The sequence below is a fragment of the Paenibacillus chondroitinus NBRC 15376 genome (assembly GCF_004000765.1).
GTDB classification, from domain to species: Bacteria; Bacillota; Bacilli; order Paenibacillales; family NBRC-103111; genus Paenibacillus_E; species Paenibacillus_E chondroitinus.
This window is the reverse complement of sequence record NZ_BILW01000016.1, coordinates 147,675-162,939: the sequence shown is the minus strand read 5'-3', so window position 1 is coordinate 162,939 and position 15,265 is coordinate 147,675. Positions and strand designations below refer to the sequence as shown.

The 15,265-nt window shown below is 48.9% G+C and carries 12 protein-coding genes and 1 pseudogene; 9 read left to right on the top strand and 4 right to left on the bottom strand.

Annotation, left to right across the window (positions count from 1 at the left end):
- Window positions 1–229: 229 nt before the first annotated feature.
- Both PCH02S_RS19160 and sigI read right to left on the bottom strand, forming a co-directional pair.
- Entirely contained in the window at window positions 230–1,654 is a 1,425-nt protein-coding gene (locus PCH02S_RS19160) for an anti-sigma-I factor RsgI family protein (protein WP_164819629.1), read from the bottom strand.
- 29 nt (window positions 1,655–1,683) lie between these two features.
- Window positions 1,684–2,463: an RNA polymerase sigma factor SigI gene (sigI, locus tag PCH02S_RS19155; RefSeq protein WP_127455543.1), complete on the bottom strand. Its 780-nt coding sequence runs from the start codon at window positions 2,461–2,463 to the stop codon at window positions 1,684–1,686.
- A gap of 196 nt (window positions 2,464–2,659) precedes the next feature.
- On the opposite strand from sigI, the gene PCH02S_RS19150 reads away from it, so the two are divergent.
- Window positions 2,660–3,301, top strand: coding sequence for a helix-turn-helix domain-containing protein (locus PCH02S_RS19150; RefSeq protein ID WP_127455542.1), 642 nt, complete (start codon window positions 2,660–2,662; stop codon window positions 3,299–3,301).
- Here PCH02S_RS19150 and PCH02S_RS19145 read toward each other — a convergent pair.
- On the bottom strand, window positions 3,272–3,643 hold the full coding sequence (locus tag PCH02S_RS19145) for a hypothetical protein (RefSeq protein ID WP_127455541.1): 372 nt from the start codon (window positions 3,641–3,643) through the stop codon (window positions 3,272–3,274). The two genes, PCH02S_RS19150 and PCH02S_RS19145, sit on opposite strands and share 30 nt — an antisense overlap.
- 352 nt (window positions 3,644–3,995) lie before the next feature.
- On the opposite strand from PCH02S_RS19145, the gene PCH02S_RS19140 reads away from it, so the two are divergent.
- Window positions 3,996–4,853, top strand: a complete 858-nt coding sequence (locus tag PCH02S_RS19140) for a LytR/AlgR family response regulator transcription factor (RefSeq protein ID WP_246069162.1) — start codon at window positions 3,996–3,998, stop codon at window positions 4,851–4,853.
- Window positions 4,854–4,925: 72 nt separating this feature from the next.
- Here the strand turns inward: PCH02S_RS19140 and PCH02S_RS19135 are convergent, their stop codons facing one another.
- The gene (locus PCH02S_RS19135; RefSeq protein WP_127455539.1) at window positions 4,926–5,348 is read right to left on the bottom strand and encodes a hypothetical protein; all 423 of its coding nucleotides are present in this window, start codon (window positions 5,346–5,348) and stop codon (window positions 4,926–4,928) included.
- Between the two features lie 220 nt (window positions 5,349–5,568).
- Here PCH02S_RS19135 and PCH02S_RS19130 point away from each other — a divergent pair, with 220 nt between their 5' ends.
- From PCH02S_RS19130 to PCH02S_RS19105, 7 genes and pseudogenes are all read left to right on the top strand, one after another.
- Window positions 5,569–5,979 carry a DUF4912 domain-containing protein gene (locus PCH02S_RS19130; protein WP_164819628.1) on the top strand — a complete coding sequence of 137 codons (411 nt, stop codon included), beginning with the start codon at window positions 5,569–5,571 and terminating at the stop codon, window positions 5,977–5,979.
- 9 nt (window positions 5,980–5,988) lie between these two features.
- Window positions 5,989–8,823: a 1,4-alpha-glucan branching protein domain-containing protein gene (locus tag PCH02S_RS19125; RefSeq protein ID WP_127455537.1), complete on the top strand. Its 2,835-nt coding sequence runs from the start codon at window positions 5,989–5,991 to the stop codon at window positions 8,821–8,823.
- A gap of 96 nt (window positions 8,824–8,919) precedes the next feature.
- Entirely contained in the window at window positions 8,920–11,328 is a 2,409-nt protein-coding gene (locus tag PCH02S_RS19120; RefSeq protein WP_127455536.1) for a sugar phosphate nucleotidyltransferase, read from the top strand.
- Between the two features lie 73 nt (window positions 11,329–11,401).
- A complete protein-coding gene (locus PCH02S_RS19115; protein ID WP_246069161.1) occupies window positions 11,402–11,614 on the top strand; it encodes a hypothetical protein in 213 nt (70 codons plus the stop codon).
- 121 nt (window positions 11,615–11,735) lie between these two features.
- The gene (locus tag PCH02S_RS19110; protein WP_127455534.1) at window positions 11,736–12,296 is read left to right on the top strand and encodes a DUF4912 domain-containing protein; all 561 of its coding nucleotides are present in this window, start codon (window positions 11,736–11,738) and stop codon (window positions 12,294–12,296) included.
- A pseudogene (locus tag PCH02S_RS36995) lies at window positions 12,251–13,165 on the top strand (1,4-alpha-glucan branching protein domain-containing protein); the annotation flags it as partial. The gene PCH02S_RS19110 and the pseudogene PCH02S_RS36995, both read left to right, overlap by 46 nt.
- A 39-nt stretch (window positions 13,166–13,204) precedes the next feature.
- Entirely contained in the window at window positions 13,205–15,220 is a 2,016-nt protein-coding gene (locus PCH02S_RS19105; protein WP_338112932.1) for a 1,4-alpha-glucan branching protein domain-containing protein, read from the top strand.
- Window positions 15,221–15,265: the final 45 nt, after the last annotated feature.

Below are 15,265 nucleotides of genomic sequence, written 5' to 3'. Positions count from 1 at the left end.
AAAGCAGCACATTAGAGTGTGTATGGGAACTACAAGGCGCTATTCTCTCAAAATGAGCAGCAATTCGTCGCAAACTAGAAAAATAAGGGATCAGAGTTCCCTTACATCAACCAAACGCCTGTTTTGCAGCAAAAAGTGGCCTCTAGTTCCCTTAAATGATCGGCGTAGACGGTTTCCCCTCCCCCAAAATAAAAACCCCTGAGACCAAGTGTCTCAGGGTTACTGCTCATCAATCATCCTTGCCGTCCTTCTTCTGTCCCCAATCCCGATTGCCCCAATTCCAATTGAAATTGTTATCTTCTGACTTCGGAGTCGATGTCGGCTTTGCCGTTGGTTTCGCTGTCGGTTTTGCCGTCGGCTTGCTCGGGCTTGTTGGTTTGACGGTAGGCTTTACACTAGGCTTAGGGGTCTCTCGTGGCTTTGACGATGATCCATTTTTCGGATCATCGTCATTGTCGTCCTTACGGCCAGGTTTGGATGCATTTTTGTCATCATCTTCATTATCTTTGCCGTTGTTATCCCTGCCATTGTTATCTTTGCCGTTCTTATCATCGTTGTTGTTCTTGCCATTTTTGTCATCATCATCGTCACGACCGTTCTTAACATTCTGGCCGTTCTTGTCATCATTGCGGTTGTTTCTTGGCGTAGGCGTAGGTGTCGGCTTCACGCTAGGCTTGCCATTATTCTCGTTTTTACCGATCTTGGTATTGTTATTATTACCATTGCCATTTTTATCGTTCTTGTCATTCTTATCGTTTTTATCACTGCTGGCATTGCTTTTGCCTTTATCTCGGTCATTTTGAATTTGCTGAATTCGCTCACTCAATTTTCCTGATTTTTCATCGGCGACAAGTCTTTGCAGTGAAGACTTATCAATAGGCTTAGATGATGGCACCAGCTTGTCGATCCCGCCGTTTTCTTTGGCCAGCTGATGAATGGAGACGCTTTTGATGTCGTCCAGCGATACATTTGCCCCGTTGTCTACGGCATTAAGATAGATGGCATATTTCCCTGCAGATACACCGCTGGCCTTGGCTTCTTGTCTCACTTCTTGCGGTGCTGCGAACGCCGTCACTTCATAGTTCTTGACTTGATCGGGGTGCGATTGCTCAATATGCTTGCTAACCTGATTCTTTAATTTAGTGGCAATCGCCTCATCACTCACAGCTGCTTTTTGCTCTACGACTGTAGATGAGATGATTATATCGCCTTCCCCTTTGGCAAGGGCTCCCTGCTCCGCTTTATCCAAGATGTCTGAGGTAACAGCTTCCAACGACTTGCCTTTGTACTCCAAGGTGCTGATTAACTCATCGCCGTCTGAATTTAATCCCTGTAGATCTTGAACAACCTCTTTGTCATCAATCCCAATTTCGACACTTGGGTTGATATCTATGGTTACGTAAGCAACCACTTGGCCACCTGGCACACTTCCCGTTAAAGTGGATACCAAGACGAAGCACACGATAATTGCGGCGGCCAAACCAGAAAGAATCCCTATTTGCGGTACCCGGAAGCGTCTTATCGCAGGTGCGAACAGGATTTCTTCTCCTACTTCACAATTTCGTGTTCCCCTAGGGAGCTTCTCAAACCGACCCTCTGGACTCATGACAATAATGGAGGTGTCGCTTATTTCCATTACGATTCCCTTGTTCATGCGCTGCTCTTCCTTTCTTAATGCCGTCCTCATTCTCGAATATGTAAATAATCCCGCAAGTAAGGGTATGGACCGTTGTAAATGAGAGCGATAGCTATCAAATATTTACGGTTGCGCTCCAAGGTTTTTCTAGAAACCTGTACTTGCTCCAGCAGCTCTTTAATGGGTAGCTGCCGTTTCGTTAGAAGAGTCCGCATTAGTTCCGCATCCTGTGCCAGCGTCCGACCGATGCCGAAAAGCATCTGTCTGGAATCGTCATGTTTAGGAGAGGCTTCCGTCAACTCAGAGAAATCGATATCAAAGTCACTTAAGCAGCGACTGAAATCCATAATTTCACTTCGCCGTTCTTCAAGTCCTTTTTGCTTTTCATAAGCTTCTATGGCTTGATGAACCTCAATCGGATTGAGTAGGTTATCTTCATCATCTTCCTGATCGAATGAACTATAAGGAATCTGTCCTTTGAAACGTTGTTCTTTACGCAAGAAATCAATTAACCTTCTCCGCATGACGGTTTCGGCAAACCCGAGGAAAGATCTCCCCATCACAGAAGAATATTGATTAATGGCTTCATTAAATGCCCCTAAAGCAATGCTGAATTCATCATCCCTGGCCGGATCTATATATCTTTTACAGAACCTGCTTGTCACTTTAGCTACATAGGGCTGATAGTCGGAAATAAATTGATTCCTAAGTCTTAGGTCTCCTGATTGAATTTGATGTATGGTAACCTCAAGGGAAGAGGCATAGGATTCACTTTGACCCTGGGATTCCTTTTTTCCAAGGAACCTTTTGAATAGTACCAGTAGCACCTTTCCACCTCACAGTATAGTAAATTCGTCCTTATGTATATCAATTCGGGGGGTACAACATATATAAAGCAGAAATAAAAAGCAAATTTATTATAACATAGATATCCAAATGAGCACCTACTGGGAAATAAAACCTCTGTAGACGATTTCAATTTAAACTAGAATCCTTTACAATTATGGTAAGGAGGTGTTTCATTTGGAACAAGGTAATCAATTTGGCAAGTTTCTCGAGACGCTGCGAGGCAAGATGTCCTTGCGCAAGGTTGCCAGCAAAAGCGGCCTGTCTCATGCGTACATTCGAGACTTAGAGCTCGGACGTAATCGTACCACGAATGACATCATCAAGCCATCCCCTGACACCTTAAGGAAGCTTTCGCAAGCTTATCAATATCCTTACACGGATCTTTTAATGAAAGCCGGATATCTGGAGGAGGCGTCATCTTGGCAGACGCCTAACGAAATCCGTTTAGATAATGTCTGGTATGTAGAGTTCGGTACGAAATCGATCAAGTACGTCTCGCAAGATGGCATGGTGGAAGAAAACGTAGAATCACTCGTGGCTTTTACTAGTTTCATAGAAGCATTATTGGATCTTCAATTTGCAAAAATGGATATGCACCTGTTCGTCAATTTGAATAAAATAAAAAAGTATGCCCCCTCAGAAGGCAAACTTTATTTTGATGCTTATGAAGATGGACCTTATGTTACCATCGCTGCCATGGCGCAGATGAAACATCATCAAACCCTTGTGGATTATGTGGCTCGCAATACTGGCGCTGTTGCTCAGGCCGATGGTGATGGCCATCCCTTATCGTTGAAAGCTAAGCTCCTTACCTAGCATAACATAGATGAATAGAGCTGTTGCGATACCAAGCAATTGAATCGGCATCAGTGCGCTTAGCACACTGTTTGGATAGGAATGTCGGTAAATAATTCCAACGATTACGACAATAATGAAAAGATAGAAGCCTGCATTTTCTTTGGTTGGCATTATTCGCGTGTAATGCGTCAAGAACGTAAAACCCAGGCGAAGTTTATGTATGCCTGCAAGAATACCGCATTTCGCGCCTAATACCAGAAGCAGGACGATAACGAACTCATCCGGTTTATTTTTCATTGCCGCATACGAAGTGAGCGGAGTCAGTTCCCATATTGCATAAACGCCAGTCGATACAATCACAGACAGGATGTATCCGGATAATGCGAGAATGACGGCAGGTATCGGAAAAAATCTCCAAACAGATACTAGTAGCACACAGATGATACATATGTATAAAATAGGCCTTTGGCCTAGGTATGTGACCAACATTCCAGCCAGGAAAGCCAAAGCAATCGGCAACCCGTGCGGCTTTATTTTTTGTCTGAATAGAACCAATGAGAACAGAATCATGGGAACAAAATCAAGACAGGTCAAGATAAATATCGCCCATGTAAACAAATACTAACCCCTCATTTCTAAGCTTGCTCTTCAGAAATTACATCAATTAACTCTGCAACTAGAATTATACAGGATAATAGATCGTTTGCGTTCAATGTGGACTAAGTTGGCTGTTTCTGAGCATAAGCTGACAGAATGCATGGATGGTCTTAGAGAAATGGAGTGCGATGATCGTATGGGGCATCCTTACACCGTTGCTATTGTGGAAGATAATCATTGGGTTGGTAAATTACTTGAAATCTATTGTCAGCAGTGCGAATTAGATGTCGTTTCGATCGCCACGGACGGCGAACAATTCATTCGAATGTATGAACAGCTTCTCCCGGATATCCTGCTCGTCGATATTGGCCTGGAAGGCAATCTGGACGGCATTGCCATGGTACAGACCTTACGCAAAGCCGGTTATCAGCAGAAGGTCATCATGGTTAGCGGAACGACCAATATCGATCATATCCTCACGAGTTTTCATGACCTCGGTTCTGTTTATTTCTTGTCAAAGCCCGTGATGCTGCCTGAGTTTCAAGCAGCCATCCGCAAAGCCATTACCGAGATTCAATTGGAACGCAGTCATATGCAGCAAACGCCAGGCTCAATGAAAACAAATTGGATTACTGTAAAAAATCAAAAATCGCAGTTACCGATCTCGGAGGAATCGATTCTTTTCATCGAGAAAGAGGACAAGCGATTATCCAGAATTCATCTCAAGAATGGTGCACAGATGGATTCCAGCACCAACTTATCGGATATCTTATCTCAGAGCTCGCCATTGATGTTCAGCCCCTTCAAGGGCTTTCTTGTCAATATGCGGCATGTTGTCAGCTACGTGAAGGACAGCGGATTTCCTACATCCCGCAGATTTCTTATTCACTTGAATCATACGCCCATAAAAATCCCTTTAAGCAGAAGTCTGCAAAAAGAATTCGGGCGGTTGCTCCATGAGATTCATGAGTAAATCTAAATTCATCAAAACAAAAAGCCGCTCCCTCTTCCGTTAGGAAAAGATAGCGGCTTTTATCTTTAACCTCTACATGGGCTTGGAGGTTTTTTTGTTTTTCAGCTTATCGCGGCGTACACTCAGCATTTTCAGTCGTTTCATGAGCTGCTCTTCCCACTCGGCATCCGCCAAGGATTTCGCCACCATGAGCAGATCCAGCGCCATATCGATCTGGCTGCGTACAATATCCATAGGCTCTTCGCCTTCATGATTCACACAATTGTCATGCAGCAGATGGTCTTTCCCATCTACGTATTCTACAAAATCAACCTCGGCAGCCCCATCACCGTGGGCGTATTCCGCCAGTATCTCGTATTCGTTCTCTACCAGATAGTGAACCTCAATGTGGTGACATACCGGGCAGAAGAGAATCGGCACATTATGAATTTGTGTACGGATGTGCTTCAATGTACCTTTTGTTCCAATCATACTAGCGCCACAACAAAAACTCATCGATATCACTCCCTTTGCGTTTTCCGTGAGGAAAACTTGCATCATAGCATCATCTTTGTCACCCGGATTAATCCAATATATTCGCCCTAAAAGTGTGAAATTCCTTTTTTACGAGACATCTAGATTTTAGCAATCCACGCATATTTTTCTGTTGAAAAGCGAATGCTTTTACAAGAAAATGGTCGCCCGAAATGCGAATGCCCAGAAAAGAGGAATAGCCTTGAAAACCTCACCAATCTCGGAGTATGAGGTGCCTGGAAGATATTACAAGGACTTACTTCATCTTATGGTTGTTGGTACAAATTCGCTCTATGCATATTGGGAAATATCTGACAGGCGCAGGTGGCTGGTGTCCCAGCATTTTGAATGTGACTTCGCCGCTATGCCGTGTGTCATCCGTTTGTACGATGTGACGCATGTACTCTTTAATGGACATAATGCCCATACCTTCTGGGATACAACCGTGCCGCCCGAAACTACGCATGCCTACTTGCATCAAGCTGGAGCTAATCGCAGCTATATCGTGGATGTAGGGACGTATACGTGGGAGCATGAGTTTATCCCTTTACTTCGATCCAATTGTGTCGCAACCCCCAAAGATTCGGAAGAGAATTGGGGAGAACCGAGGTGACGATAAGTTTTGATTAATCGCTTGAAATCGAAGCCTGAGATTAAGGGGTATTTCGCCCTCGTCCTGCATGCTCATCTTCCTTATATCAGCCACCAAGGTCCGGACACTGCGTTGGAAGAACGCTGGTTTTTTGAGGCTATGACCGAAACGTATTTGCCATTATTGGAAGTCATGCAGCAGCTCTCGCAAGATCAAATTGATTTCCGCATGACCTTTTCCTTAACTCCGACACTGTTATCTCTGTTCAGCGATCCGTTTTGGCAAGCCAAATATCGGATATATCTCCAAAAACTTATTACGCTGGCAGATAGCGAACAGGTTCGGTTGCAACAGGACCCCGTCCTCCTTCCGGCTGCCTACCAGTATTCGCAGAGGTTCCAAAAGCTGCTGGATCTGTACGAGAGTTATGAAGGAAATGTCATTGTCGCCTTCAAACATTTTCAAGAACTAGGACACATAGAAATCGTAACATCCGCCGCTACGCACGCCTATCTGCCTTTGATGCAAACGGAAGAATCCATCAGGGCTCAGATTCTAACCGCAGTGAAAGACTTTGAGCGTTATTTCGATCAAAAGCCACGCGGCTTCTGGTTACCCGAATGCGGCTATACGCCGGGGATTGAGCGGATTTTAAGCGAAGCCGGCATCCGGTATATTTTCACGGACGCCACCGCTGTTGCTTTTGCATCCCCTCACCCTCACCGGGAACAGTTGGCTCCGCTGCTGACGGCCACTGACGGCGTGACGGCTTTTCCATGTGATGTAGCATCTATGCACCAAATTTGCTCGCCTGAGGATGGGTATAGCAGCGACTTTCTTTATCGCGATTATTATTCGGCAAATGATGCAGGATTCAAATACGACCGCAATACCAGTAAAGGCCGACTCAAAATGCCCTATCATCCCGCACTCGCCTCGGAAAGAGCGGAAGAGCATGCGGATGATTTTCTCAAACATCGCCAAAAACAGGTGCAACAAGCGCTTCGCTGGCTGGATCGAAAGCCGGTTATCGTCTCCTCTTTTCAAGCGGAGCTTTTTGGGCATTGGTGGTATGAAGGTCCCCACTTTCTAGAGCAGCTATGCCGCAAAATGTTTCTCGATCAGACGGCGGTGAAAATGATAACGCCAAGCGAGTATCTGGATGAGTATCCTTCGGCCGGCGTTGGCCAATTGAACCCTTCCAGCGCAGGCCGCAACCACAGCTCTGAAACCTGGCTGCAAGCAGGCAATGACTGGATTTACCGTCATCTTCATGAAGCGGAGAAGCGGATGATTCACTTCGCCACAAATCAGGAGCATCTTCATCAAGCTGAGAAAGCAACTGCCGATGTGTTCAAGCGCGCTTTGAATCAAGCCGCCAGAGAGCTCATGCTGGCTCAGAGCAGCGATTGGGCGTTCATGATGGACTCGGCAACCTACTCGGATTATGCCAGCCGCCGGATAAAAAAGCATCTTGGCTGCTTCCACCAGCTCTGTGATCAATTGAATCGCAACCAGATCGATGAGGATTTCCTTGCTGCACTGGAGGAACATGATAATTTTCTTCCGGATGTCGAGTATCAAGCTTTCAGAAGCATCAGCATCCAATCGCCTATTCCTATTATTCCTAGCAGAAGTGAATGGGAAGGCTTGCTCGAAGCTACAAAACATCGCCACAATGTGTTCATGCTGGCGTGGGAATATCCGCCCAAACAAGTCGGCGGTTTATCGAAAGCCGTCCATGAATTGTCGGAAACCCTTGCTTCCCTCGGAGAAATCGTGCATGTCATCACGACGTCCAATGACGGCGCACCTGCTTTTGAGTATAAAAATGGCGTCTATGTCCATCGATTGCCTGTTCAGCATTCCGGTGATACTTCTTTTTACCATTGGACTTTCGAAATGAATCTGGCCATGACGGATCATCTGGTCAACTGGGTGGAGAACGGCGGCCGCATCGATCTTCTGCATGCCCATGATTGGATGGTTTTTCACGCTGCGAGAGAAATAAAAATGAGTTATAACATCCCTCTGATAGCGACGATTCACGCGACGGAATGGGGAAGAAATCAAGGGGATTTGGGTTCTGACCTACAGCGCAAAATTCATCAGTTAGAGTGGAAACTGACGTATGAGGCCAACCGCGTTTTTGTTTGCAGCTCCTATATGAAAGAGGAAGTTGTCCGCATTTTCAGCTTGCCCCCGGATAAAGTCATTGTTCATCCGAATGGCATTCAGCTCTCTCTGGCATCCGGTAAGGAAACAGTGAAACGTCCTCGTGAAATTGCGAAGCAGGATAAAGTCATTTTCTATATTGGCAGGCTTGTTTATGAAAAGGGAATTCAGACGCTCATCCATGCCATGCCAGGCATCTTAACCCATGTGCCGCAAGCAAAACTCATCATTGCCGGTTCAGGACCGATGGAAAACGAACTTCGCACGTTAGCTGCCCATTTAGGAGATCGCGTCTTGTTTACTGGCTTCATAGATGATAGCTACCGTACCCAGCTCTATCAATATGCCCATGTTTGTGTCATACCGAGCCTATATGAGCCTTTCGGAATTGTTGCCTTGGAGGCTATGGCCAGTCGGCGGCCCCTCGTGCTCTCAGATACAGGCGGTCTGGCCGAAATCATTCGGCATGGCGTGGACGGCTACAAAGCTCTGCCGGGACATGTTGATTCGCTGGCATGGCATATTACCGAAATGCTGCTGCATCCTAAATTAGCCGCCAAAATGGCCGACAGCGCCTACCAGCTGCTGCAGAAAAACTACCAATGGAACCACATCGCTGCTAATGTGCAGGAGGATTATCGCAAACTGACCAACAAGCTCTCCGATATCCCGGTTACAGTAAAAAGCTAACAACTGCAAATGCTTACGAAGCAAGTTTTCTAACGAAAACTCAAGCAAATGCTTACGAAGCAAGTTTTCTAACGAAAACTCTAAGGAGGACCCACTATGAAGGCTGTTATTATGGCTGGAGGCAAAGGCACGCGGCTTCGCCCCCTTACTTGCCATCTTCCCAAACCCATGGTGCCTCTCCTGGGAAGACCGTGCATGGCTTATATTATTGAGCTGCTGCACAAACATGGCATCCAAGACATTGCCGTCACGATGCAGTATAAACCTGAAGTGATTCGCGACTATTTTGGCGATGGAGAAGCGTTTGGCGTTAATCTCCACTATTTTGAAGAGACCAGCCCCTTGGGTACAGCCGGAAGCGTCAAGCAGGCGCACGAGTTTCTCAACGATACCTTCGTTGTCATTAGCGGTGATGCCTTAACCGATTTCGATTTGGAACAGGCGCTCGCTTTTCATAAAGAAAAACAAGCCAAAGCTACGTTACTCCTGACCCGTGTCCCTCATCCCCTGGAATACGGCGTGGTCATGACCGATCAGAACGGCCTGATTACCCGCTTCATGGAGAAACCAAGCTGGGGCGAAGTGTTCAGCGACACGGTGAATACCGGCATCTATATCATGGAGCCAGAGCTCTTGGAGCGCGTGCCGCCGGGCCAGGAATTTGATTTTAGCCAGCAGCTTTTCCCGGCCTTGCTTCAAGAAAATAGAGGGCTCTACGGCTATGTCAGCAGCGGATACTGGATGGACATCGGCAATTTACAGCAGTATCGGCAAACCCAGTTCGATATGCTCGATGGCAAGGTACAACTCCACATCCACGGCACCCAAATCCGGCCTCGCGTATATATTGCGGACGATGTAGAAACCAGTGAAACAGCCAACGTCGTTGGACCTGCTTTTATCGGTAAAGGGAGCAAGCTTGAGGACGGGGTGGAACTCGGAGAATACTGCATCGTCGGGGAAAATAATCGGCTTTCCAAGGGCAGCAAGCTCACGCGCAGCGTACTATGGGACCATAACCACATCGCCCCCCATAACGAATTAGACGGTTCGACGCTAACCAGCCGCATTGTTTGCAAAGAAGCCTCATATCTCGGCGAAGGGTCGGTCGTTGGCAATCATGTCATTATTGGGGAAAAGAGCCGGATCGAGCCTCATGTGAAAATATGGCCCCATAAACAAATTCGCGATAAAACCCGCCTTCATACTTCTCATATATGGGGGGAACATGCTGCCAAAACGCTATTCAAAACCCGCGGAGTCAGCGGACTTCCCAATCTCGAACTAACGCCCGAGATGACCGCCAAGTTCGGCACGGCTTACGGGGCAACCCTTGCTGTCGGCAAAACGCTCACAGTAAGCTGCGCCCCGCATACCTTCACTCGTTTGCTCAAGCGCGCTTTGACGGCAAGCCTGCAATCCGTCGGTACGCATGTCATTGATTTGGGAGATTGCCTGGCTCCGGCAGCTTCGTTTGCCATTCGTCACTTGGGTGCCGCAGGTGGTATCCATCTGGATTGGTCCGGCAAGGAGAACGAACGGTGCCTGCTGGCCTGCATGGATGCCGAAGGGCTGCCAATTACAAGATCCGCCGAGCGCAAAGTGGAAAACAGCTTTTGGCAAGAGGATTATGGGCGAGCATCCATAGAGCGCCTTGGCAGCTATAAAGATGAAACACATTGGTTTGAGACCTATGTGCGTACTTTGTCTGAAGAAATCGCAGATGAAGGAGAAGAATTGCCCCTATCGAAAATGAAGATCGTCATTGAAGCCAGCCCTTGGCTGCAGCCTTATCTGGTGCCGTTTTTCGAGAGATTGGGACTGGAGGCGATTCATGTGACCACGGCAAATAATCAGGAACCACTTCCCCTGTTCACATCGCTATCCGGGGCCAATTTGGGTTTGCGCATGTCGGACGACGGCCGCAGCTTGCAGCTAGTGACGGAGAAGGGAATGCTTGTCGATACGGATTTACAAACCGTTTTCTTATACCTCTGCTACCTGCACAGTCGGCCGGGAGCAACAGTCGGCGCTCCTGTCAGCGCTCCTGAGCTTCTGGAGAGCATGGCCGAGGGACTAGGCGCAACAATCGTTCGCACCAAGGAATGGGAACGCGCCATTCTAGAAGCCACGGAGCAGACGCGGATGCATCCTTTGTTCGACTCGCTTTTTGCCATCGGACTAGTCGTTCTTCATCTGGGCAGAACCGGGTTACCGCTGTCAGAGCTTCTATCTCTGATTCCTAGTTTCTATCTGCACCGCGAGCAAATCGATTGCCCTTGGGACGCCAAGGGCGAAGTGATGCGGAGCATGATGAACAAGGCGAAGGATACGCCTGTTGATTTGGTGGACGGGATCAAATTTCATCACGAAAATGGTTGGATTTTGCTGCTGCCCGATAGTGAAGACCCTGTTTTTAGGCTTGTCGCCCAGTCTCAGAATCCGGCTCTTGCCGAAGAGCTTGTCCATTCCTACCGAGACCACATTCTAAATGTGTTGCAATAAGCATACTATATGACAGATATATCCATTAGCGGGTGATCCGAAGTCTTAAGATGAAGGGGAGAGCGGCGTGAATATGATTCCAAGTGTTTCCAGGCAGATCGCTTTTGTGCAGTATGACGATCAATCTTCCAGTATGACGGTTCAATATCATACCGGTTTCAAGGCATCTTATACGAATATTAATCAGGATGATTATCTGTTGATTCTAAGTTCTGTCAATCGATATGATTCTTTAATGAGGCTTACGGAGACCCGGTACATGGAAGGTCAACCTCCAATCAAGTAAAGCACATACAGGAGATCTCCCCTTTCTTGAAAGGAGGAGATTTTTCGTTTCCTAGGTGCGTATGCTACAATGTTGTCCGAATGGTTGATCCCATTTATTTCCCATTACGACCTAAGAAAAGGTGAGTCTGATTCCTACTCAAGCTTTCTCTGCCCATTCCAATGACAGGGACACACTCCACTTGCTGGTGCAGTCATCGGCTAATCTTTTTGCTTATTGGCAGCTCTCTTCGAGGAAAAAAAGGATGGTGCAGGATCACTTCGGAGCGGACTGGCTCCTGCTTCAGCCCACTCTGCGTTTTTATGAAACAACTGTCGAACAAGCCGTCAGCACTCCCCTGTCAGATACGATTTCTGAACTCCCCCTTCCACAAGGAGAATGCTGCTTCCTGAACGGTTTTCTACCAGGCCGGTTGTACTTAGCAGAACTCGGCATTAAGAATGAGCAGGGACAATTTCTCCCGCTTCTGCGTTCTAATACGATTCAGACTCCCCATATACATACGAATCAAGAATTTCCTTCAAACGCTGCAACACTGGAAAACCAAGTTACCTACAGGCCTGCTGCCGTTTCCATTCAGCTTAAGGCTCTTATAGCTCATGAGTATTTCTCGGCCTATTCCGTGTACTTACCCAAGTGCACACCCCCAGCAGATTCGGAATTCGGAGGCGATCTCAATTGAGCTCAAACGTACACGGTTATGTTGCTTTGCTCCTGCATGCCCATATCCCTTACGTGCGTCATCATAAAGCGGAAATTACGTTAGAAGAACGTTGGTTTTTCGAAGCGGTTGTGGACAGCTATCTGCCTCTCATTGAAATGATGGATCGGCTGCTTGAGGAAGGCGTGCCCTTCGCGCTGACTTTATCCCTCTCTCCGCCGCTGCTTGCTATGCTGGAAGATACCGGCTTGCAGAAACGGCTTCGCAAGCATCTGGCCTCCCTCTGCGAGCTGTCCCAGCGCGAGGTGATTCGCCTATGGGGCCATGCCGACTTCGGCCCCACGGCCAGGCTCTACGCCGATCACTATCATCGGCTGCTTGCTTTGTACGATCGCCTGCGTGGCGATCTCATCGGGAAATTCCGCAGCCTGAGAAGCTCAGGCTGCTTAGAGTTAATCACGTGCGCCGCGACACATGCCTTCTTGCCCCTGGTCAAGAACGACGCCGCGCTGCGCGCGCAGCTTGAAGCCGCCGTCCAGGAATTCAGGCGGCATTTCGGATCCGCTCCGGCAGGCATCTGGCTGCCGGAGTGCGGCTATACGCCTGCCCTGGAGCCTCACTTGCAGGCGCTGGGGCTGCGCTATTTCGTTGTGGATGCCCATGCGTTTGCCGCGTCTGGGGCATCCACAAGCTATCCCCTGCGCACGCCAAACGGCGCGTGCGCCTACGCTCGGGACCTCGAAGCCGGCGCTCAGGTATGGAGCGCCGAAAGCGGTTACCCGAGCGATCCCGACTATCGCGAATATTACCGCGATATCGGCTTTGACCTCGGCCGCAGCGGCGGGGCCGAGTGGGAGTACTTGAAGCCCTATGTGCTGCCGGACGGCGCACGCGTTCATACGGGCTTCAAGTACCACCGCGTCACCGGCATGGGTGACGCCAAAGCGCCCTACCACCCGGCGCTGGCCGCGCAGAAAGCTCAGCAGCATGCTGAGCATTTCGTCGCCAGCCGGGTGGCGCAGCTTCGGCGCTGCGCGGAGCAGCCGCCGCAGCCGCCGGTCATCGTATGTCCATACGATGCCGAGCTGTTCGGGCACTGGTGGCACGAAGGCCACCAGTGGCTGGAGGCCGTGCTGCGCGGCCTTGCCGCTGCGCGCTGCGATACGGCGACATTAGGCGGCTACGCAGCCGCCTATGCGCCGACCACGGCGGCCACGCTGCCGGAGTCCAGCTGGGGCCGTGGCGGCTTCGCCGAGGTCTGGCTGCAGCCGCGCAGCCAGTGGGTGCATCCGCTGCTGCACGCGGCGGAGGATCGCTTGGTGCTTGCGGCGTTTAAGCACCGGAAGCCGGAGCTGCTCAGCGGCCTGCAGATTCGTGCGTTGAATCAAGCCGCGCGCGAGTTGATGCTCGCGCAAAGCAGCGACTGGACCTTCATCCTGGATGCGGATACGGTAACCAGCTACGCCGTAAAACGAATTGAGACGCATCTCGCTTCTTTCCATAAATTGTTAGATACTTTTGACAACGATGATAAAGCTGAAATGTCAGATAAAACGCTTTCCGAGCTTGTGCTTGCGCTGGAACGTCAAACGCCTTTTTTACCTGAGGCGCATTACCGTCTTTTTCAGCCCGCTTCATCGATCAGCTTTTTCCCTGATGCCTCCGAGCGTTCATGCCATGCCCCTTCACAGCCGGATACGCTTAGGCCACCACGCGTTCTGATGCTTGCCTGGGAATATCCGCCACGAGTTATCGGGGGTCTCGCCAGAGCCGTTCGTGACCTATCTGTTCAGCTTGCTGCGAGTGGTCTGGAGATCCATGTCGTCACATGCTTGGCGCCTGAATGCTCGTCCTACGAGCTGCTCGACGGCGTTCATATACATCGTGTAAACGTATTTTCTTCAACTGAACCTCTTCATTTCCTGGATTGGGTGTTTCAAATGAACCTGGCTTTCTCGGATACCGTCCAGCGCTTATCTGCTCAAGGACAACAATTTGATATCATCCATGCTCATGATTGGCTCGTCTACTATACCGCCAAAGAGTGCAAGATGGTCCTGCACCTCCCGCTGCTGGCCACGATTCACGCAACGGAATCGGGACGCAATCTGGGTAAACTGGATACGCCGGCGCAAAAGCGCATTCATGCCCTGGAACATAAATTAACGCACGAAGCCGATCACCTGGTGGTCTGCAGTCCTTATATGCTGCAAGAAGTTATGCACCTTTTTCATACTCCTTTTCATAAAATGACCCATATCCCTAATGGCGTTATGCCATTTCGGGTACCGGGTGCTCATGGTTCAGCGGTTAACCCGGAGCTTTCCCGCGTACTTTCGGTTCCGCATGGAGATGCTGCTCGTCCCATTATCGCTTTCCTCGGAAGGCTTGTTTATGAGAAAGGCGTGCACCTCCTCCTTAGCGCCATGCAGCACGTTCACAAGGAGTATCCTATGGCTCAGTTGGTTATTGCCGGTACGGGACCGGAACTTGAAGCGCTCCAACTCTCGGCCGCCCCACTCGGCGACAGTGTCCATTTCACCGGTTTCCTGGACGAACGGGACAAAAGCCTGCTATTACACCATGCTGAACTTTGCGTATTCCCCAGCCTCTACGAGCCGTTCGGCCTTGTGGCCTTGGAAGCGATGGCCAGCGGTACACCGCTTATCGTTTCGGATACGGGAGGTCTGTCCGACATCGTAGACCATGGAATTAACGGATATAAGGTTCCTGCAGGCGATGCTGACCTGCTTGCTTGGCAAATTGTTCAGCTTTTACAAAATCCCGCTGCCGCTTCTGAACTTGCCTCTCAGGCTTTGGCCAAAATCCATGACAACTTTGGATGGGAGCAGATCGGTGCCATCACGGCTGCTTTGTACACGAAATTAATCGCACACGAACAGTCATCGGGTATAATCCCGCATCAAAAGGAAATAATCAAATAATATGGACATCTATGCCAAATGAAAGCGTGACCAGTTGAAATTTTC